The sequence below is a fragment of the Corynebacterium rouxii genome (genome assembly GCF_902702935.1).
GTDB lineage: Bacteria > Actinomycetota > Actinomycetes > Mycobacteriales > Mycobacteriaceae > Corynebacterium > Corynebacterium rouxii.
This window is the reverse complement of sequence record NZ_LR738855.1, coordinates 1,773,043-1,791,930: the sequence shown is the minus strand read 5'-3', so window position 1 is coordinate 1,791,930 and position 18,888 is coordinate 1,773,043. Positions and strand designations below refer to the sequence as shown.

At 54.4% G+C, this 18,888-nt stretch carries 16 protein-coding genes; 5 read left to right on the top strand and 11 right to left on the bottom strand.

Translation table 11 applies throughout. The annotated features are described in order from the left end of the window. Positions 1–174: 174 nt before the first annotated feature. On the top strand, positions 175–1,731 hold the full coding sequence (locus CIP100161_RS08820) for a cation:proton antiporter family protein (protein ID WP_166443164.1): 1,557 nt from the start codon (positions 175–177) through the stop codon (positions 1,729–1,731). On the opposite strand, the gene CIP100161_RS08815 is transcribed toward CIP100161_RS08820, so the two are convergent. Both CIP100161_RS08815 and CIP100161_RS08810 read right to left on the bottom strand, forming a co-directional pair. Further along, complete coding sequence (locus tag CIP100161_RS08815; RefSeq protein ID WP_088267225.1) at positions 1,717–1,974, bottom strand: metal-sensitive transcriptional regulator; 258 nt, start codon at positions 1,972–1,974, stop codon at positions 1,717–1,719. The genes CIP100161_RS08820 and CIP100161_RS08815 overlap by 15 nt on opposite strands. An 11-nt stretch (positions 1,975–1,985) precedes the next feature. Continuing rightward, positions 1,986–3,599 carry an FAD-dependent oxidoreductase gene (locus CIP100161_RS08810; protein WP_155873688.1) on the bottom strand — a complete coding sequence of 538 codons (1,614 nt, stop codon included), beginning with the start codon at positions 3,597–3,599 and terminating at the stop codon, positions 1,986–1,988. A 408-nt stretch (positions 3,600–4,007) separates the two neighbouring features. Between CIP100161_RS08810 and CIP100161_RS08805 the strand changes: the two genes are divergently transcribed. Continuing rightward, entirely contained in the window at positions 4,008–5,288 is a 1,281-nt protein-coding gene (locus tag CIP100161_RS08805) for a YeeE/YedE thiosulfate transporter family protein (RefSeq protein ID WP_155873686.1), read from the top strand. Here CIP100161_RS08805 and CIP100161_RS08800 read toward each other — a convergent pair. Next, on the bottom strand, positions 5,285–6,673 hold the full coding sequence (locus tag CIP100161_RS08800) for an FGGY family carbohydrate kinase (RefSeq protein WP_155873684.1): 1,389 nt from the start codon (positions 6,671–6,673) through the stop codon (positions 5,285–5,287). The two genes, CIP100161_RS08805 and CIP100161_RS08800, sit on opposite strands and share 4 nt — an antisense overlap. Next, a complete protein-coding gene (locus tag CIP100161_RS08795; protein ID WP_155873682.1) occupies positions 6,670–7,335 on the bottom strand; it encodes a YggS family pyridoxal phosphate-dependent enzyme in 666 nt (221 codons plus the stop codon). Before CIP100161_RS08795 ends, CIP100161_RS08800 begins: the two co-directional genes overlap by 4 nt. Between CIP100161_RS08795 and CIP100161_RS08790 the strand changes: the two genes are divergently transcribed. Together CIP100161_RS08790 and CIP100161_RS12380 are read left to right on the top strand one after the other, a co-directional pair. Next, positions 7,336–8,550 carry an alpha/beta fold hydrolase gene (locus tag CIP100161_RS08790; protein ID WP_155873680.1) on the top strand — a complete coding sequence of 405 codons (1,215 nt, stop codon included), beginning with the start codon at positions 7,336–7,338 and terminating at the stop codon, positions 8,548–8,550. A gap of 17 nt (positions 8,551–8,567) precedes the next feature. Continuing rightward, complete coding sequence (locus CIP100161_RS12380; RefSeq protein ID WP_003852383.1) at positions 8,568–8,696, top strand: hypothetical protein; 129 nt, start codon at positions 8,568–8,570, stop codon at positions 8,694–8,696. Here CIP100161_RS12380 and CIP100161_RS08785 read toward each other — a convergent pair. From CIP100161_RS08785 to CIP100161_RS08770, 4 genes are read right to left on the bottom strand one after another with little or no spacing between them, the layout of a single operon-like run. Next, positions 8,693–10,135 carry an ATP-binding cassette domain-containing protein gene (locus CIP100161_RS08785; protein WP_155873678.1) on the bottom strand — a complete coding sequence of 481 codons (1,443 nt, stop codon included), beginning with the start codon at positions 10,133–10,135 and terminating at the stop codon, positions 8,693–8,695. The two genes, CIP100161_RS12380 and CIP100161_RS08785, sit on opposite strands and share 4 nt — an antisense overlap. Beyond that, positions 10,132–10,953, bottom strand: a complete 822-nt coding sequence (locus CIP100161_RS08780; protein ID WP_155873676.1) for an ABC transporter permease — start codon at positions 10,951–10,953, stop codon at positions 10,132–10,134. The genes CIP100161_RS08785 and CIP100161_RS08780 overlap by 4 nt, the downstream gene beginning before the upstream one ends. Positions 10,954–10,956: 3 nt before the next feature. Next, positions 10,957–11,904 carry an ABC transporter permease gene (locus tag CIP100161_RS08775; RefSeq protein WP_155873674.1) on the bottom strand — a complete coding sequence of 316 codons (948 nt, stop codon included), beginning with the start codon at positions 11,902–11,904 and terminating at the stop codon, positions 10,957–10,959. Between the two features lie 6 nt (positions 11,905–11,910). Beyond that, complete coding sequence (locus CIP100161_RS08770) at positions 11,911–13,437, bottom strand: ABC transporter substrate-binding protein (RefSeq protein ID WP_155873672.1); 1,527 nt, start codon at positions 13,435–13,437, stop codon at positions 11,911–11,913. Between the two features lie 156 nt (positions 13,438–13,593). Between CIP100161_RS08770 and CIP100161_RS08765 the strand changes: the two genes are divergently transcribed. Continuing rightward, entirely contained in the window at positions 13,594–15,420 is a 1,827-nt protein-coding gene (locus CIP100161_RS08765) for a BCCT family transporter (RefSeq protein WP_155873670.1), read from the top strand. Here CIP100161_RS08765 and CIP100161_RS08760 read toward each other — a convergent pair. The 3 genes from CIP100161_RS08760 to CIP100161_RS08750 form a co-directional block, all read right to left on the bottom strand. Further along, positions 15,398–16,351, bottom strand: a complete 954-nt coding sequence (locus CIP100161_RS08760) for an LLM class flavin-dependent oxidoreductase (RefSeq protein ID WP_155873668.1) — start codon at positions 16,349–16,351, stop codon at positions 15,398–15,400. The genes CIP100161_RS08765 and CIP100161_RS08760 overlap by 23 nt on opposite strands. Positions 16,352–16,360: 9 nt before the next feature. Next, entirely contained in the window at positions 16,361–17,665 is a 1,305-nt protein-coding gene (gene brnQ / locus CIP100161_RS08755) for a branched-chain amino acid transport system II carrier protein (RefSeq protein WP_155873666.1), read from the bottom strand. An 80-nt stretch (positions 17,666–17,745) separates the two neighbouring features. Next, positions 17,746–18,876 (bottom strand): MalY/PatB family protein, encoded by a 1,131-nt coding sequence (locus CIP100161_RS08750; RefSeq protein WP_155873664.1) that lies wholly within the window; start codon positions 18,874–18,876, stop codon positions 17,746–17,748. Positions 18,877–18,888 lie beyond the last annotated feature (12 nt).

Here is an 18,888-nt window from a genome sequence, read left to right as displayed (position 1 = left end):
TTACAGATTAAGGGGCCTAAAAATGGGAAGTTGAACATGACTAAAGCCCATAGTGGTAAGGCGTTCGCGGGCAAAACGCAATGATGAAAAACGCGAGTGCTGCGATGAGGGCGATGCCTACAACGAACAGGGGGATAAATTCATAGGACATGCTTGTCACAGTATCGTGAAAGCGTGGAGTCTATCTATTTAATCGCGATTGTGTTATCTATTGCTGGCGGCCTGGGGGCGTCGATACTGCGTTTGCCGCCGTTGATCGGTTTCCTTGCTGCTGGGTTTATCATGAGCGCGCTTGGTTTAGAACAGATTCCCCTTATTGATTACATCGCTGAGCTGGGCGTGACCACGCTGCTGTTTACTATCGGCTTGAAGCTCAATCCTCATGATATTGCCCGTCCGCGGGTGGTGGGTACGGCCACGATGCATGCGATGGTCAACACCATTGTGTTTGCTGGGTTGTTTGCACTGTTCGCCATCGTGGGTTGGACTGGTTTGTTATATATCGGTATCGCGGCATCGTTTTCCTCTACGGTGTTTGTGATGTCGCAGTTGGAAGTCCATAGCCGCAGCGGCTCGGCGGTGGGGCGTATTTCCATTGGTGTGCTGGTGCTTCAAGACATAATCGCAGTGGGCGTGCTGGTGGTGTCGGCGGGGACGACCCCACGGCTGTGGGCACTGTTTCTCCCATTGATCTTGTGCTTGCGCCCGTTGGTTACACGTATGCCGGATCGAATGTTTCGCACCGAATTATTGGTGCTCACAGGCGTAGGTATTGCCGTGGGAGCATATTCTTTCTTTGAGCTTGCCGGTGTTTCTGGTTCCCTTGGTTCTTTGGTCGCGGGCATCGTTTTGTCGGGGCATCCTGTTTCACAGCGTTTGTCTCATGCGCTGATTAGCGTGCGGGAGTTGCTACTGGTGGCCTTCTTTATTCATATTGGGCTCGGCGGAATTCCTGATGCTGCAGGTCTTGGCATCGCCGCAATTTTGGTGGCTTTCTTAGCAGTAAAAGCCGCAGTTTTCTTTGCGATTTTGCCACTGATGGGGATGGGAGTTCGCACGACGATTCTCGCTGGTCTTACCTTGGCTAATTATTCCGAGTTTGGCTTGATTGTGACTGCAGTGGCGGTATCGCATGGTGCGTTGCCTGACCAATGGTTGCCCATCATGGCTATTGCCGTGGGAGCAAGCTTTATCGTTGGCTCGATCGTCAGCGCCCAAGAAGAAAACCTTGTGCGAATCTTGGCGCGGTTTGTGCCCAAGGTATCTGAGCATAGAAAGGCTCCCAACGAACGCCCAGTTATTGTCGCCGGTGCCGATGCCATCGTGCTAGGTATGGGACGTGTGGGGGTGGGGGTTTATGATCGCTTGACCGAGGAATATGGAATGCATGTCTACGGCATCGAGTTCGACGAGGATCGCATTATTGAGCTACGTGACAGGGGCTACCGTATCGTTGCCGGTGATGTGACCGATCCGGAACTGTGGCGGCGTATCGAGCTACTTGATATTCCGCAGCTTTTTGCGATGTCGCTGCCACGCTATACCGACAGCGACAAAGTTCTTGCACGCATCCACCACGATTATCCGGGGGCAACGGTTGCCACCATTACCCAAACACGAGGTAGGGAACAAGCGCTATTAACTGCTGGTGCCGACGTCGCCGTGTACCTCTATGAGGGAGTAGGCGACGAATTGGCAGACCAAGCAGTTGCTCACTTACGCCAAGGATAGGAACAGTTTTTCCAAGCGGTCTTGGTCGAACTGTTCGCCACCTTCCATGAAACACTGCTGCATACCACGGGCAACCACCAAGTAGGCGGCGCGATCGATCGCCTTAGACACTGCCGCAAGCTGCATAACCGTGGATTCGCATTCTTCGCCGTTTTCTAACATACGAATTACAGCTTCAAGTTGGCCCTTTGCCCTCTTGAGGCGTGTGATGGCTGGTTTAGACTCTTCCGGCGAGAGTTTCATGGCGTTGCTCCTTAAGAGGTGGCAGTTTTCCATGTGAGATAACCACCGTCGAGGTTGGCGGCGTTGATACCGCTATTAGTCAAAAGAGTAGCGGCAACGTGGCCCCTTAGGCCAACCTGACAATGCACCAGCACATTCTTACCCTGTAGCTCGTCGAGGTGCTCACGTAGCTCATCGACAGGAATATTGATGGCACCTGGAATATTGCCGGCGGCGAATTCACCGGCGGTGCGAACATCTACCAAAATCCAGCCATCGGCAAGCTGAGCATCAAGCTCATGCCATTGCACACTGCGCTCTCCGGAGCGGATGTTGTCGTTGACCATTCCGATGAGGTTCACCGGATCTTTTGCTGAACCATACTGCGGGGAGTAAGCCAGCTCGAGATCTGCGAGATCGGTAGCGCTGAGACCAGCACGCATCGCGGTGGCGATGACGTCGATACGCTTGTCCGCGCCGTCTTCACCAACGGCCTGAGCACCGAGAATAGCGTCGTTATCAGCGTCGACGACCAGCTTGAGGTGCAGTTGTGCTGCGCCAGGATAGTAACCGGCATGGCTTACTGGGTGCGTGTGAATAACACGAATGTTCTTGCCCGCAGCTACCGCACGCTTTTCGCTCCACCCAACGCTGGCAGCTGCCAATCCGAAAACTCCAACAATGGCGGTGCCCAAAGTAGAAGTGCGCTTGACATCGCGACCAGTGATGATGTCTGCTACCAAGCGACCATGGCGATTAGCGGTTTGTGCGAGTGGGACGAGAGTATCGGCACCGGAAATAGCATCGCGTTTTTCAGCAGCATCGCCAAGCGCAAAGATCTGGGGGTCGGTAGTCCGCAGCTGATCATCGACAACGATGCCGCCGCGTTCCCCAACAGCTAGACCTGCCGCACGGGCAAGGTCGCTTGCCGGTGCTACACCAACTGCCGCAACGACGATATCGGCGGTGACGGAGCCGTCGGCAAGCTCAACGCCGGTGTCTGTGATCGCCGCGGCGTTGGCGTTGGTACGCACGATGATTCCATTGTCACGAAGACGCTGCTCCACAAACGCTGCCATCTCGATGTCGAGGGGGCCAAGGATCTGCGGTCCGCGTTCAATGATCGTGGTGGCAATACCCCGGTGTGCCAAGTTTTCCGCCAGCTCAATGCCGATAAAACCGCCGCCGATAATCGCTGCAGACGACGCCCCAGCGACACGCTCAATGATGGTATCGACGTCTTCCACAGTGCGTAGCGTTAGCGCCTTTTCGATGCCCGGGAGTGGTGGCAGGATCGGGCGCGCGCCGGGAGAAAGCACGAGGTGATCGTAGTGATGCTCGCTTAGCTCGCCGGTGACGAGATTTTTCACGGAGACGCTGCCGGAATCGCGGTTAATGGCGGTGACCAAATGATCAACGCGCACATCGATGTTGAACCTAGCGGCTAAGGATTCTGGGGTTTGCAGCAGAAGTGAGGAACGCTCGGGGATTACGCCACTGACGTGGTAGGGAAGGCCACAGTTGGCAAAGGATACGTGGTTCGATGCTTCGAACACGAGGATGGTCATGTTCTCGTCGCGTCGGCGCAGACGTGCGGCGGTAGACATGCCGCCGGCAACGCCGCCGACGATGATTGTGGTGGTCATGGCTGGTCCTTAACGTCCGAAAAAGGAGGCGAATAGTCCTTGTTTTTGCGGTTTCTTGCAGGTGCACCACTGTCCCTTAGGTACCTGGGCTTTCACTTGCTCGATGTGCTGGCCGCAGCCAGCCCACGTGGTTTTGTTGCAAGCGGTGCAGCGAACTGGACGACACATATGAGGTTCTCCTTGGGGTTTAAACAACTGATAGTAGATACCCTAGGGGGTATTACTTAAAAAGTAAACCCCCATAGACTAAGTTGTATATTTTGCCCCTCAAAGGAATTTTTGAATTTATTAAAACCGCAGCCAGAGGGCATTTATTCATTGTAGACAACTTAGTTTGCAAAAATGTTGTATTAATAGACTGACGGGTCTACGGTGTGGTGAAACGCCTCCACAACAAAGGATCACATCATGATAATTACGGGACTAGCCCTCGGAGCCGTGCTTGGCGCTGTACTTCAACGCGGACGGTTCTGCGTAACTGGAATGCTGCGCGACATCGTGCTGCAAAAAACATGGCGCAGCTTTGTAGCCCTCCTGATCGTTATCTCCATTCACGCTGTAGGACTCGCAGCTCTTACTAGCGCTGGCATTATTTCGCCCGAGGTGGACCCCCTTGCGCCCATTGCAGTAATTCTGGGCGGTTTTATCTTCGGAGTCGGTATCGTGCTTGCCGGTGGCTGCGCGTCCGGTACGTGGTATCGCTCCGGTGAAGGGCTCGTCGGCTCGTGGTTCGCGCTTATTACTTATGGTTTTTCAGCTGCTGCAATGAAAACCGGCGTGTTGTCAGGCTTTAACTCTTGGGTCAAGGGATATCAGTGGAATATCACCACGATTCCCGAGACTCTAGGCGTTTCCGTATGGTGGTTTGCTATTGCGATTGCGTTACTCACCATCTACTTGGTGCATTACTACAATTCTCGTGATGTAGCGGCGGCAAGCCTTGGCAAGTCACTGAACCAGTACACAGCGGGTGTTTTGGTCGGCATTATCGGTGTAGTTGCGTGGCCGCTTTCTGCCGCCACTGGGCGTAACGACGGCCTCGGTATCACCACTCCGACAGCGAACCTCACAGACTGGTTGGTCACTGGAAAATCCAGCTATATGAACTGGGGAACCCTGCTGGTAATTGGTATTCTGATCGGATCATTCCTAGCTGCAAAATCTGCGGGCGAGTTCCGCATTCGCATTCCCGACTCAACAATCACGGTGCGCTCCATCGCCGGTGGCGTGCTCATGGGCGTAGGTGCTGCGCTTGCCGGCGGCTGCACGGTGGGCAACGGCATGGTCCAAACCAGCCTGTTTAGCTACCAAGGCTGGATCGCGTTGTTGTTCATCGGCCTTGGTGTGGCTTTTGCCACCAAGCTCTGGCTCAAACCCACCACACCTGTGAAGAAGCAACCCGCATTCGCTGTGGCACCTCTTAGTTTGAGCGTTCCCAAGGGCGGCCTGCGCAGCATTGCTCCAGAAACCTATGCTCTTGATACCCTTGGTGCTGTATGCCCCTTCCCGCTTATCGACGCCAAAGAGGCCATGGACCAGCTCGATTCGGGGGAGAAACTCGTCATCGATTTCGACTGCACCCAAGCTACTGAGACCATTCCGCGATGGGCTGCAGACGAAGGCCACGATGTGGCAGACTTCCATGAAGTCGGTGACGCTAGTTGGCAAATTACCGTGGTGAAAAGCTAATAACTTAAGGCCGCTGCGAACCGGAATAGTTCCAGGTGCTTCGCTATGAGCGGCTCAAATGAAGCGACAACCTCTGGCTCGGGCTCGATTTCTACGATCGCCCGAGCCGCAAGTGTAGGAAGATACTCGCCAGATGTTGCACAGGCAGCAAGAGAAGCAGCACCATGCAAAGCGGCATCTTCTGAAACAGTGACGTGAATATTGCGATTGGTCACACTGGCTAAAATGCGCATCCACGGCACTGATCGAGCACCACCGCCGGTGGCCGGCAAAATTCCACCAGGTTTGATGTCATGCGCCAGTGTCATACAAATGCCCTCGATAACAGCGGTGTAAAGCGTGAGAGGGTCTTGGTTGCCGCGCATTCCTAGGATGCAACCGCCTACGCTGTGGCTGCGCACAGGGAAGCTTTCGCCCTGAATAGAAGGCAGCGATAACAAACCAGTAGCCAGTCTCGGGCGCTGCAGCATAAGGGCGTCTGCCTCTTTTGCGCTTACTCCAGGCAGGAGTACGGATCGTGCCCAGTCTGCTGTGCCACCAACGCTAAGTACTGAGGCGATACGGAAAATCCCGCCGTCGGGAAGCGCAAACTGTCGCACTTCTGAAGGATCGGACACTGTAGACACCACCCGAGCATGCCAGCCGGAGGTGCCAAGGGAAACAAAGTCGTCACCTGCTCCTAGTCCCACTATTCCGCAGGTAGTAGATGCGGCATCGCCGAGCGAGAGCACTACTTTGGTGCCGGCAGGTAGCCCTAGGCAATTATCGGCACCCACGGTATCTAAGAACCCGCTCGCAATAGTGGGCAGCATGTCCATGTGCAATCCACATGCCTGAACAATCTCATCTGACCAGCAACGATGGTGAATATCAAAAAGTCCGGTGCTCGAGGCGGTAGTTTCGTCGCACACCAGACCACAGCCTAACTGACTGATCACGAAGGACGCCGGTGAAAATAGCACCGAGGCAACATCTGATACATCCGACTGCTCCATGAGCCGCAGCCACATTGCCGCCGTCGAGGTAGCGGTTTGTCGATTCCCCGTGATGTCCTTCCACTCAGTTACCAACGTGTTCAGTCGTGCTGCCTCAGCAGCAGCGCGAGCATCGTTGTAAAGAAGGGCTTGACCAAGGGGCCTTCCGGCATGATCCAAGCAGATAAGATCTTGCATTTGACCTGTAAAACTAACTACGGAGTAGCTACGCGGCAACCGAGTGACTGCTTGCCGTGCCGCTGAAACCCACTGCATGGGATCTTGTTCCACGCCGCCGTTGGGAAGTTTCGTGGTGGAGTAGGCCACGAATGTTTGTTCATGCACAGCTCCAGCCGAATCGATGATGGCGGCTTTTGCTCCAGAAGTTCCAAGGTCAATGGCAAGAATCATAAAAACAATGCGCTTCCTACTCGAACAGAAGTGGCACCTTCTTCGATGGCCCACTCGAAATCCCCCGACATGCCCATGGATAATTCGCCGTGGGGGAGGAGGGCGTTGCGAAGCTCCCTTAGCTCGCTAAACGACGCTTTGACGACGCGCTCGTCGGGGTCGTTGCGCGCCATCGTCATCAGCCCGCGCACATTGAGATGTGAAAACTGCGACAGCTCAGCCAAAAATGGCCCGACTTCGCTTGGTGCGATACCGCCTTTTTGCTCCTCATGGGAAGTGTTCACCTGCACAAACACATCGAGCTGGCGATCGAGTCGCTGGTCAAGTGCTTGCGCCAAGCGTAGTGAATCCAGCGCATGAAACTCCTGAGCGTATCGGACGATATCTTTTGCCTTATTGCGCTGCAACCGACCAATGGCACACCAATAGGCGTTCGGAATCGCCTGGGCTTTTTCCACCAATTCTTGCGGTCGGTTTTCTCCGAACACCGTCACACCTGCATCCATGGCTTCCTGAACTGCCTCAACAGGATGGTTTTTACTCACTGCGATGAGGCGAATATCGCTGGGCTGACGCCCAGAACGTTGAGCTGCTGCGGCGATTTTTTCAGAAACGATCTGGTAGCGGGTGCGAAAATCGGACATGAATCCTACGATACACATATGAACACACGGACTTCGCGCTATCTAGGCCTGACTATTCACGAGCACACCCTTGGACGCATCTTTGCCAGGGAGCTTGTTCCCGATGGTGGTGAAGACTGGCCAGCAATGGTGTATTTCCAAGGTGGGCCAGGTTTTGGGGCGCCGCGGCCACAATCGATCGATGGAGTCATTGGGCAAGCACTCAAAACGCATCGCGTGATTCTGCTCGATCAACGGGGTACTGGCCGTTCGCAGCCTATCGACGTTCCCCTCGCGCAGCTGCGTCAAGAATATATTGTGCACGACGCCGAGGAATTGCGAAAAGCCCTTGGTATCACGAAATGGTCTCTCTACGGACAAAGTTTTGGTGGTTTTTGCATCACTGCTTATCAATCGATGTATCCCGAATCGGTCACTGAAGCTTATATCACCGGCGGGTTGCCCAGCCTCGACCGCCACGTTGACGATGTGTATCGAGCGACCTTTAGCAAACTGCTGTATAGACACCGCCAATTTTATACCCAGTTCCCGTGGATAGAAGATCGAATCCGCGAAGTGTGCCACCATCTGGATGTTTCCGAGGAATTGTTGCCCACAGGGGAGCGGTTGTCGTCGAGACGCCTGCGCACCATTGGCATCGACCTTGGCCGCAGTAGTGGTTTCTACTCACTGGCATACCTTTTTGAGGACCCCTTCATCACTGTCCGCGGCGAAAAGTGCCTCCGCCCAGAGTTCCTCGTTGATGTGGGACAACGCGTCAGCTTTGCAGGCGCACCGTTGTATGCCGCAATCCACGAATCAATCTACGGCGGAATCGGTGGAACAACCACTAACTGGTCGGCACATCGCATCCGTGAAGAAATCCCAGGATGTGAAGAAAACGCTGATCCAAGATCTGCGGAACCCTTCTACCTCACCGGCGAGCACATCTTCCCATGGCAGTTCGACGAAGACCCAGCCCTGCGCCCCTACAAGGACGCCGCTGAACAGCTTGCCACTACTCAGTGGGAGTATTCTCCTTATGATGCCGAGGTGTTAAAAGAACAAGCTGCGGTAACAGCTGCGTGTGTGTACCTAGACGATGCGTTTGTTCCTTTCGAACTATCCATGGATACTGCACACACCTACCGCGACCTGCGTCTTCACGTAACTAACCGCTTCCAGCATGACGGAATCCGATGGGATGGTGCTGGAATTTTAAGCACGCTACGCGGCAAGGTTTTAGACCACTAGGTGTTAAAGTAACACCCATGAACAAAGTGGTTCTTAGCGGCGCAGAACGCCAAGAGTTCGAGGAACTAGTGGAGCTATTTCATGTAGAGCGCACCGAAGAGCATCTGTTAGATGATTCGGTGCTGCTGTACATCACATCTTCTTAAAGGCTAGGGATCGCCTCGATGAGTGCCTTTGTGTACTCGTGCTCAGGATTGTTAAACACATCCTCGGTGGGGCCGTATTCTACGATTTTTCCTTCTCGCATGACCGCAACGGTGGTGCAAAGAGAGCGCACCACGTGCAGGTCGTGCGAGACAAAAAGCATGGTGAGCTGGCGGTCACTGACCAAACGGTCGAGGAGTGCAAGCACTTTGGCGCGCACGGAAACATCGAGTGCTGAGACGGGTTCGTCGGCAAGCAAAATGTCGGGGGAGGACACAAGCGCACGCGCAATAGAAATACGTTGACGCTGGCCGCCGGAAAACTCATGAGGCAAACGCGTTATCATCTCTGGCTCGAGCCCTACTTCTTCGAGCGCACGTTCCACAGCCTTGAGGTCCCGATGCCCAAGCGGTTCGGACACGATGTCGGCAATGGACATGTGGGGGTCGAGAGACTGCATGGGGTCTTGGAAGACAATGCGCATAGATCCCTCAGCGTTAATATGTCCGCTGGTAGGGGAGCTCAGCCCTGAGATCATTTTCAGCAGTGTGGTTTTTCCGGAGCCGGAGCCACCAACGATTCCGAGGCGTTCGCCACGGTGCACTGTAATGCTGACATTTTCCACTGCTGTGGTGCCGCGATACTTTTTGGTCACGTTATCTACACAGAGCACTACGTCGCTGCTGAGTTCCACTTGGCGGGCAGGGGCCAGCGTTGAAGCCTGAACGAGCATGGCGGTGTAGTCTTCACGCGGATTTTTCAACACATCTTCAACCGTGCCCGATTCAATAATGCGCCCCTCGCGCATGACGAGTACACGTTCACAGGTGCGTGCCACAAGGCCCAAATCGTGGGTGATAAATAGTAATCCGGTGCCACGCTCGGCGACGAGTCGCAAAATGAGATCCACGATTGCTTTTTGGGAAGTCACATCCAAGGCTGTGGTGGGCTCGTCGCAAATAAGCAAATCGGGATCATGTGCGAGCGCCATCGCGATAAGAACGCGTTGGCGTTGGCCACCGGAAAGCTCGTGTGGGTATCGCGACCGCAGCTCAGGATTAAGCTCAACACTGTGCAGTAATGCGTCAGCTTTTTTGCGGGCTTGGGCCCGAGATACTGAGGAGTGAATCCTGATGGCGTGGCTGATCTGGGTTCCCACTTTCATCAGCGGGTCGAGCGCCGTCATGGGTTCTTGGAACACCATAGAAATGCGTTTGCCGCGTAGGGCACACATTTGTTTTTCGCTGAGCCCTTGGATGTCAGCGCCGTCGAATACAATGCTGCCGCTTGATGGGATTAACCGCAGGATCGACATCGCGGTGATGGTTTTACCTGAGCCGGATTCTCCGATGAGTCCGACGCGCTCACCGCGTTCGATGGACAGCGATAGGGCATCGACAACGTCCATGATCTGAACGTTCGTCATGTTCAGCAGGGTCATGAGGTGCGCCTCCTTGTGCGGGGATCGACGAGGTCACGGAGACCGTCGCCAAGCAGATTGAATCCAAGAACCGTCAGTGCGATAGCCATACCAGGAAAGACAGCGAGCAGTGGGGCGGTAGCCAGCGAGGACTGTGCCGACTGCAGCATGCGACCCCAGCTAGGATCCGGTGGGGGAGTGCCGAGGCCGAGGAAGCTAAGACCGGCCTCAGCCAAAATAGCCAGTGCAAAGGCAACAGAGGCCTGCACGATGACCACACCCATAATGTTGGGCAGTACGTGGCGGCGCGCAATGGTCAACCAGCTTTGTTCGGCGTTGCGGGCGGCCAGAATGTAATCCTGCGACATGACCTGCATGGTTGCCGCACGCGACATACGCGCGAAGGTCGGAATGCTGGCAACACCAATCGCAGCCATGGCGGTGACGGAACTTGCGCCAAACATCGCGGTAGCAACAATCGCCATGAGAAGTCCTGGGAAGGCCAACACGATGTCGGAAAATCGCATGATGATGGTGTCGACAAGGCCACGGCGCATGCCGGCCCACATGCCGAGCGGTGTTCCAATGAGCGAGGCGACGGTCACGGCAACCACGCCGACGAGCAGCGTGATACGCGATCCCACCATGATTTGAGAAAACACGTCGCGGCCATAGCGGTCAGTGCCTAACAGATGGCGTATCGACGGCCCCTGCAGGCGGTCATCGGCGATCACGTGCAGGGGATCATAAGGAGTCCATACCAAGGACACGAGGGCGAGAAGCGCAACAACGATCACAATTGATGCACCAATTTTTCCGCCTATAGAAAGATGACGCATATCTTATGCCTCCCGACGAATACGCGGATCGATGATCACATACAGCAGGTCCACGATCGCATTGATGACCACAGCGATCACTACCAAGAGCATCACAATCGTTTGGACCGTAGGCAGGTCGCGATTGCTCACCGCAGACAACAGCATGGAACCTAGACCAGGAATGACAAAAACCTTCTCAATAACCACTGCGCCGACAAGCAAGGTGGCAAGCTGCACACCCGTCACCGTGAGCACTGGCAGTGCTGCGTTGCGTACGCCGTGGCGTCGTAACGCCTGACCCATGCTGAGCCCCTGGGCGCGTGCGGTGCGCATGAAATCAGCGTTCATGACTTCCAACGCCGCCGATCGCACGTAGCGGCTCATAATCGCAGCCTGCACGATTCCCAACGAAAACACCGGAAGAATCAGGCGGGAAACAAAACCCGCAAAATCAGAAGATGGCACCATCCAACCATTCGCAGGGAACCAGCCAAGATGCACCGAAAACACTGTGATGAGCAAAATCGCAGCCAAAAAACTTGGGATGGCGATACCGATTTGGCCAAGTGCGGCAATAATCACGCCATCTGCCTTATTAGCGCGGCGGGCGGCCCACAACCCTAGCGGAACCGCCAGACACAAAGCCGTGGTCATGCCCAAACCGACCAAAATAAGGCTCACCATGAGCTTGTCCACAACCTCGGTGGAAATATCAGTAGAGCTGAGCAACGAGGAACCAAAATCTCCGCGAAGCATATTGCCCACCCACGAAAAATACTGCTCCACAATCGGGCGATCTAAGCCCATGGAAGAACTAAGCTGTGCAACCGCATCCGGCGTTGCCGTGACGCCCAAGGCAACCTCGGCAGGATTGCCGGGCACAATTCGAAGCGCAAAAAATATGAGAATGCTGGCGGCTATCAGTGTGGTCACGTACTTCACTGCACCGCGGGCAAGGGTAAGAAGCATGAGGGGCTAATCCTTCGAGCGGGAAATGTTGGCAACAACGAGGCCATCGGCGACCAAGTTGGTGGGAACACCAGAAATATCAGGTTGGGTAACCACGATATTGGGCAGGTTGAACAGGGTGTCTGCACCTGCTTGATCCATGATCCGGTTGACTACCTTTTTCATCGTGGCCACATAGGTATCCGCGTCTCCGGAGTCAGCTTGCGCTAAAAGATCTCGGACCTGCTGGTCATCAAAGCCCAGGTAGTAGTCGGGGTTGCCAAACAAGTTCGGAATGTCACGGGCCTCAACGTGGGCAACCACAGACATGTCATAATCCTTGGCCTTATAAACCTTGGACAGCCATACGGAAGGGAACTCCGTGGATTCAAGGCGGACGTCGAATCCGATATCGCGTAGTTGAGAAAGCACGATTTCCGACGCCGAATTTGCGTAGGGCAGTGACGGTACCGAAATCGTAATCGGGGTACCTACTGCTCCCGCCTCACGCATGAGCTCGCGAGCCTTTTCTAGATCGTATGGGTAACGATTCATCTCCTGATACCACGGATCGGTAGGCGGAACCGGCTGACCACCAGTATCTGTGCCATAGCCTTCCCACGTGGTGTTAATAATGTCTTGGCGGTTCACGCCATACATGACAGCCTGGCGCACGCGAACATCATTAAACGGCGCACGGTTGTTATTCATGCTGAGCACCACCTCGCCATTGGTGGAGCCCACATGGACCTTCAAATCGCCGCGAGAGGTAATGGACTCCAAAAGCTCAGGGTTTTGCAGGCCAATCGCCGCATCAATATCTCCAGAGCGTACGGCGTTGGTCAGCGCAATGGCATCACCGAAGTAACGGAATACCACGCGGTCGTTGCGGGTCTGCTCACCCCAGTAGTCGGGGCGTGCTGCCAACGACAGGGAAGTCCCAACGGCCCATTTATCCACAACATAGGGGCCAGTTCCTACAGGTTTAGTGGCCAAGTCTGATACCCCATTAGGGGTCATCATCGCGCCAACGAGTGTTCCCATGGACCACAACCAGGTGTTGGAGCGAGCCTTCAGCGTTACTTTTAATGTGTGGGGGTCAACGGCTTCGGTGCTTTCCACCTTGGCCATTTGTTTTTTCAATCCGTTGGTCCACGCATCGGATTTAACTGCGTCGATGGAAAACTTGGCGGTTTCTGCCGTGAAGGCGTCGCCATTGGAGAACGTCACGCCGTCGCGAAGCCGGAAAACATATTCCTTACCATCTGGCGATACCGTCCAGCTTTGCGCCAACCACGGAATGATGGTGCCATCTTGCTGGATTCGCACAAGGCCCTCGTACACATTACCCATGAGTGCCTGGGGGATTGCTGCACCAGAGACAGTGGTGAAGTCGAGGGAAGCAGGCGGTGCCGTGAGTCCGAGAGACACAGCCTTTGCGGAGGTAGAGATGTGAAGCGCTTGAGATGAAGTCGATCCGGCCGAGCAACCGCTCAGCCCTACAATGCCGGCTAGTGCCAGTGTTGCCACCGCGCTCCGGGAGAAGGAAGTCATAAGAACACAGGGTAGCCGGTGGTATGTTCGGGGTTGAAACTGCACGGAACGTGATCTTGGTCAGTTCCCTAAAACGGGGGGATTTGCGGTTATTTATATGTTTGAAAACCAAGCAGAAATGGGTATCCCCCGCCGCGTTTTATTAGGGTTTTTATCATGTCCGACCCTATAGTCGCAGAACCTGTTTCTGCTAAAAGACCTTTTTTAGGTCTTAAAACAGACCCGTTTATTTTCCTAAGTTCGCTGGGATTTGTGATCGTTTTCGTTATCGCCACAATCCTCCTCGGCGAAAAAGCCAGTAGTGCCTTCACTACCATCGCCCAAGGCCTGCTAAAAAACACCGGCTGGCTCTATATCGGCGGTGTGAGCTTCATGTTCATCTTCCTCATCGCGATCTTTATCTCCCGCTATGGGCGTTTGCGCTTAGGCGATGACGATGATGAACCCGAGCACGGACTCATTGCTTGGTTCTGTATGCTATTCGCAGGTGGAATTGGCGCTGTTTTGATGTTCTGGGGAGTGGCGGAACCTCTCAATCACTCGGTGAACGTTCCGCAACAAGACGCTGAGCCAATGAGCGAGCAAGCCATTACCGAGGCTTTTGCTTATACCTTCTATCACTTCGGTATCCATATGTGGGCAATTGTCGCCCTGCCGGGTTTGGCACTGGGATACTTCATCTACAAGCGTAAGCTGCCGCCACGCGTGAGCTCTGTGTTTGCACCTATCTTGGGCTCGCGAATCTACTCACTGCCAGGCAAGCTTATCGACGCCCTCTCGATCATCGCCACCACCTTCGGTATCGCCGTCTCCGTGGGCTTGGGCGTATTACAGATCAATTCCGGACTGAAGCGCCTATGGGGCGTGCCCGAGGTCAGCTGGGTTCAGCTCGCCATTATTTTGATGATTACCGTCATCGCCTGCATTTCCGTGGCATCTGGGCTGGAAAAGGGCATTAAGCTGCTGTCCAACATCAACATCGGACTTGCAGTACTACTGATGATCTTCGTACTGGTCACTGGCCCAACACTGACCCTTTTGCGCTTTACCACTGAAGCCTTTGGCATTTACGCGGACTGGCTGCCAAACCTCATGTTCTGGACCGACTCCTATGGTGATAACCCCGGCTGGCAGGGTAAATGGACCGTGTTCTATTGGGCATGGACTATTTGTTGGTCGCCTTATGTGGGCATGTTCGTGGCCCGCATTTCCCGTGGTCGCACAGTGCGCGAATACATTGGTGGCGTTCTTGCCCTCCCAGCGATCTTCTCTGTTATTTGGTTTGCGATCTTCGGCCGCGCGGGTATCGAAATTGAGCTGAACAGCCCAGGTAAACTCACCGGACCTATCGTCCACGACGGCGATGTGCCATTTGCACTCTTCGGTTTCTTCCACGAGTATCCCCTGTCAGGGCCAGTTTCCGCACTCGCACTCCTTGTAGTGGTCATCTTCTTTATCACCTCTATTGACTCCGCCGGAATGGTCAACGACATGTTCTCCACGGGCGAAGAAGAAGTTTCACCCGTCGGTTACCGCGTGCTGTGGGTTGTAGCAATCGGCGCAGTTGCAGGTGCGCTACTGACCATCTCGCCGAATTCCGGCATCGCCACCTTGCAAGAAGTTGTCATCATCGTGGCCTTCCCATTCTTTATTACCCAATTCATCATGATGTACTCCCTGATTAAGGGCATGACGGATGACTCGGCAGCTGAGCGACGCATCCAAACTCGCCAGTGGCAAAAGACCGACACTGCCGAAAAATTGAAAGCACACGAAGCAATGCCAGCACCAGGCTATGACCTCGAAGGCAACGAACTTCCGGTGGTCGCACTGGCTCATGACGAAGACGGCAACATCGTTATTCCTGGCAACGTTGTCATTGAAGGCGACCTAGGCGTGGTCGGCGACATGGTCGAAGAGGAAGAAGAACCAGGCTTTAAGATCGTCGAACAAACACGACCTAAGACACAAGAAGACTGGTAATTTCCACAGCCCGCATGGTGTCCTCCCACGAAGGCGACAATAACGACACCATGAGCTCATCGGCTCCACATCGGCGCTGAAACTTGGCGAGGTAGTCACGTACTGCCTCGCCATTTCCTATAGCGGTGTATTTCAACATGTGGTCAATGCGCTGGCCTGCGACGGTATTCATCAAAATGTGGAGTTGATCGTCGCTGAGATTTCTCCCCGCGCGAAGGCGATGCCGTTTTACTGCCTCCAACTGTTCGTGTGCCTGCGATAACGTGTCTGCTGCAACGACGTTGACGGCCGCAATAACATAGGGCGCATCCAGTTCCTGTGAAGGAACAAAATTGTCGTGGTATGTGCGAATTGCCTCGTCGAGGTGCGTCGGTGCGAAGTGGGAAGCAAAACCAAAAGGTAGACCAAGTTTTGCCGCCAGATGGGCGCCGAAGAGTGAAGAACCCAAAATATAGAGTGGGACGTTTGTCCCCGCGCCGGGGATGGCAGTAATGCTTGATGTGCCGCTGAGGTACTGGTACAGCTCCACTACGTCTTCGGGGAAGGATTGCGCGGCGTGCGGGGAGCGTCGTAACGCTTGGGCTAGGGTGGTGTGATCCGTGCCGGGTGCGCGGCCTAAGCCAAGGTCAATGCGGCCAGGGTAAAGTTCTGCGAGCGTGCCAAATTGTTCTGCGATGGTGTAGGGGGAGTGGTTGGGAAGCATGACTCCACCTGCACCGAGTCGGATCGTAGATGTGTGGGCCCCCACGTGCGAGATGAGCACTGCGGGGGCAGACGACGAAATCGTGGGCATGTTGTGGTGTTCGGCGTACCACACACGTGAAAAACCCGCCGCCTCAGCTTGCTGCGCTAGGGCGACGGAACGTTGGAAGCTGTCGCGTGGACGTTCGCCTTGGTAGATAGTGGCGAAGTCGATGAGCGACAGCTTCATGGGAGGATCCTAACTCTTGTAAGCGAGGGCCTTGTCAATGCTTAGACCGATAACGAAGCCGATCAAAGCGGGCCAGATCCACGAGAGACTGATGTCATGGAATGGGGCCCAAGCAAGGGTATCGCCTGCGATGACTGTAATTGCAGACCACAGCGTAACAGCCCATGCAGGAAGGCGGAAGCCCCAGAACAAGTTCAGGTTTTTGACCAGCATTTCGATCACGGTGATGGCGACGAGAGTGATTGCGATGGGGTAGATGAAGGTGATGACAGGTGCTGCCACTGCGAGGACTTTGGCCAGACCCAAGCTGCCGACTGCGAAGGATACGAGTGCGAAGATGAACAGCCAGCCCTTGTAAGAAATACCTGGGATGAGGCGGTTAAAGAATTCGCTTGTCGACGCCAACAAGCCGACTGCGGTGGTCATGCATGCGAGTAGGACAATCAGGCCGAAAATGACTTGGCCTGGGGTACCCATGGTCTGCTGCGATGCTGAGGAAAGCAGTGCCGCGCCATCTGCAAAACCTTGACCGTTCGGAATGATGTGGCCCATGTAGCCCAAGCCGAGGTAGATAATGCCGAGCAGACCTGCGGCGATCAGTGAAGCCTTGACGGCTGCACCAATGACTTGGCGCTCGTTGTTGCCGCCTTGGTAGCGCAGAGACGAGATCACCAAGATACCGAAGACCAATGCCGCAATGGAGTCCATGGTCATGTAGCCCTCGAGCAAACCACTGGTGAGCGGAGCCTCACGATAGGAATCGGTGGCAGGTGTTGTGGTGCCATTGAGCTTGAATACTGCCAAGGTGACCAAGATGACCAGCAGGATGAGCAGTGCTGGGGTAAGAATTTTGCCCAGCTTATCGACGATTCCCGTTGGGTTAAGCGACAGTAGTAGCGCTACAGCGAAGAACAGAGCGTTGAATCCTACTGATGCTGCTGTGGATGGCTCCGACATCACTGGTTGGATGACTGTGGAGTAACTGACGGCGCCGGTACGTGGGATTGCGTAGAACGCACCGATGGACAAGTAGGCAATGACTGCAAAAGAGAGATTGAACCATGAGCCGGCGCGGGATCCGAGATCGCGGATGTCGTTTCCGGACAGTGTCATGGCAACAATGGTGATTGCTGGCAACGCGACACCGCCGAGGAGGAATCCGATAATAGCGGGGGTGAAGTTTTCTCCAGAGCTGGCGCCGAGCACGGGTGGGAAAATCAGGTTTCCGGCGCCAAAGAACATGGAGAACAGCATGAGTGCGGTGGCGATGATTGCGCCACCGGATAGCTTCTTCTCAGAGGTGGGAGAGGCCATGGTTATTCACAAACTTTCAAATACGGGTTAAAGCTTTCCCACAATATAACACTAAGTTCCCATAAGGTGAGATTCGGGGGTTATGTGTTATGGGACACGGCCTTTGCCATGCGGTCGATTGCTTCCTCCAAGATCTCTCGGGAGGTGGCAAAGTTGAGTCGACAATACCCTGTGCCGTCTTTGCCAAACCATGCGCCATCATTCATTGCTACCTTGGCTTTTTCAATAAAGAATTCTGATGGTGATCCTTCAATGGCGGTATCTCTGAAGTCAATCCACATCAAGTAGGTGGCTTGCATTGGAGTGATCTTGGCACCTGGGATTCTTTTCGCAATTTCATGGAGCAAGAAGTCATGATTGCTTTTGAGGTACGCCACTTCTTGATTTAGAAAATCTGTGCCATGCCGGTAAGCGGTTTCTGCTGCGATGAGGCCGAGGGTAGAAGCACCATCTTTAATCACGGGACTGAGTTGCTGCCAATGCTCAACATCGGAGGGGTTACTGAAGATGATTTGGGCACACTTGAGGCCTGCGATGTTCCATGCTTTAGATGGTGCTGTAATCGTAATGCATACGGACGCTGCTGTGTCTGATACTCCAGCGGCGACGGTGTGCTGCCCGTTGAAAACTAAGGGGGCGTGGATTTCGTCTACAAGTACGCGAGCATCGTAGCGGTGTGCAAGGTCGCAGAGTTCGTTGAGCCATTCAGGGGCGAAAACCATTCCGAGCGGGTTATATGGGTTGCACAGCAGAATGGAACGTGCACCAGCTTGGAAACCTTTTTCTACGTCGTGTAGGTCGATGCCGCCAGTGGCATCGATAAATATGCCTTCGCGTTGGGTCGCAGAGAGTAGATGAAAAAATGGCGGGTAGGCGGGGGTCGGAACTATCACTTTGGATTGCGCCGGGGTGAAATGATCGATCGCGATATAGAGTCCGCGTACTACGTCAGGGATGGGAAATATCCATTCGGGGCATGCTTGGTAGCTGTAGCGATTTGCATAGAATTCTGCGGTTGCTTGCGAAAGTAGGGAGCCATCGGGTGGATATCCGAAAGATTCTCTTTGAACTGCGTCAGTTATGGCTTGGTGTACGGCGGGGCAAGTAGAAAAATCGGATTCTGCTACCCACAGTGGTAGGACATCTTGTCCATACCGTGTCCATTTCATGGTGTTGCGAGTGCGGAGATCTTCAATTGATGGGAATTGCATCGGTTAGCCTTT

What these genes read in the sequence shown, in the direction of transcription:
- CIP100161_RS08815 (WP_088267225.1), bottom strand. Translation starts at nt 1,974, where the DNA reads ATGAAACTCTCGCCGGAAGAGTCTAAACCAGCCATCACACGCCTCAAG.
- CIP100161_RS08810 (WP_155873688.1), bottom strand. Translation starts at nt 3,599, where the DNA reads ATGACCACCACAATCATCGTCGGCGGCGTTGCCGGCGGCATGTCTACC.
- CIP100161_RS08805 (WP_155873686.1), top strand. Translation starts at nt 4,008, where the DNA reads ATGATAATTACGGGACTAGCCCTCGGAGCCGTGCTTGGCGCTGTACTT.
- CIP100161_RS08800 (WP_155873684.1), bottom strand. Translation starts at nt 6,673, where the DNA reads ATGATTCTTGCCATTGACCTTGGAACTTCTGGAGCAAAAGCCGCCATC.
- CIP100161_RS08795 (WP_155873682.1), bottom strand. Translation starts at nt 7,335, where the DNA reads ATGTGTATCGTAGGATTCATGTCCGATTTTCGCACCCGCTACCAGATC.
- CIP100161_RS08790 (WP_155873680.1), top strand. Translation starts at nt 7,336, where the DNA reads ATGAACACACGGACTTCGCGCTATCTAGGCCTGACTATTCACGAGCAC.
- CIP100161_RS12380 (WP_003852383.1), top strand. Translation starts at nt 8,568, where the DNA reads ATGAACAAAGTGGTTCTTAGCGGCGCAGAACGCCAAGAGTTCGAGGAA.
- CIP100161_RS08785 (WP_155873678.1), bottom strand. Translation starts at nt 10,135, where the DNA reads ATGACCCTGCTGAACATGACGAACGTTCAGATCATGGACGTTGTCGAT.
- CIP100161_RS08780 (WP_155873676.1), bottom strand. Translation starts at nt 10,953, where the DNA reads ATGCGTCATCTTTCTATAGGCGGAAAAATTGGTGCATCAATTGTGATC.
- CIP100161_RS08775 (WP_155873674.1), bottom strand. Translation starts at nt 11,904, where the DNA reads ATGCTTCTTACCCTTGCCCGCGGTGCAGTGAAGTACGTGACCACACTG.
- CIP100161_RS08770 (WP_155873672.1), bottom strand. Translation starts at nt 13,437, where the DNA reads ATGACTTCCTTCTCCCGGAGCGCGGTGGCAACACTGGCACTAGCCGGC.
- CIP100161_RS08765 (WP_155873670.1), top strand. Translation starts at nt 13,594, where the DNA reads ATGTCCGACCCTATAGTCGCAGAACCTGTTTCTGCTAAAAGACCTTTT.
- CIP100161_RS08760 (WP_155873668.1), bottom strand. Translation starts at nt 16,351, where the DNA reads ATGAAGCTGTCGCTCATCGACTTCGCCACTATCTACCAAGGCGAACGT.
- brnQ (WP_155873666.1), bottom strand. Translation starts at nt 17,665, where the DNA reads ATGGCCTCTCCCACCTCTGAGAAGAAGCTATCCGGTGGCGCAATCATC.
- CIP100161_RS08750 (WP_155873664.1), bottom strand. Translation starts at nt 18,876, where the DNA reads ATGCAATTCCCATCAATTGAAGATCTCCGCACTCGCAACACCATGAAA.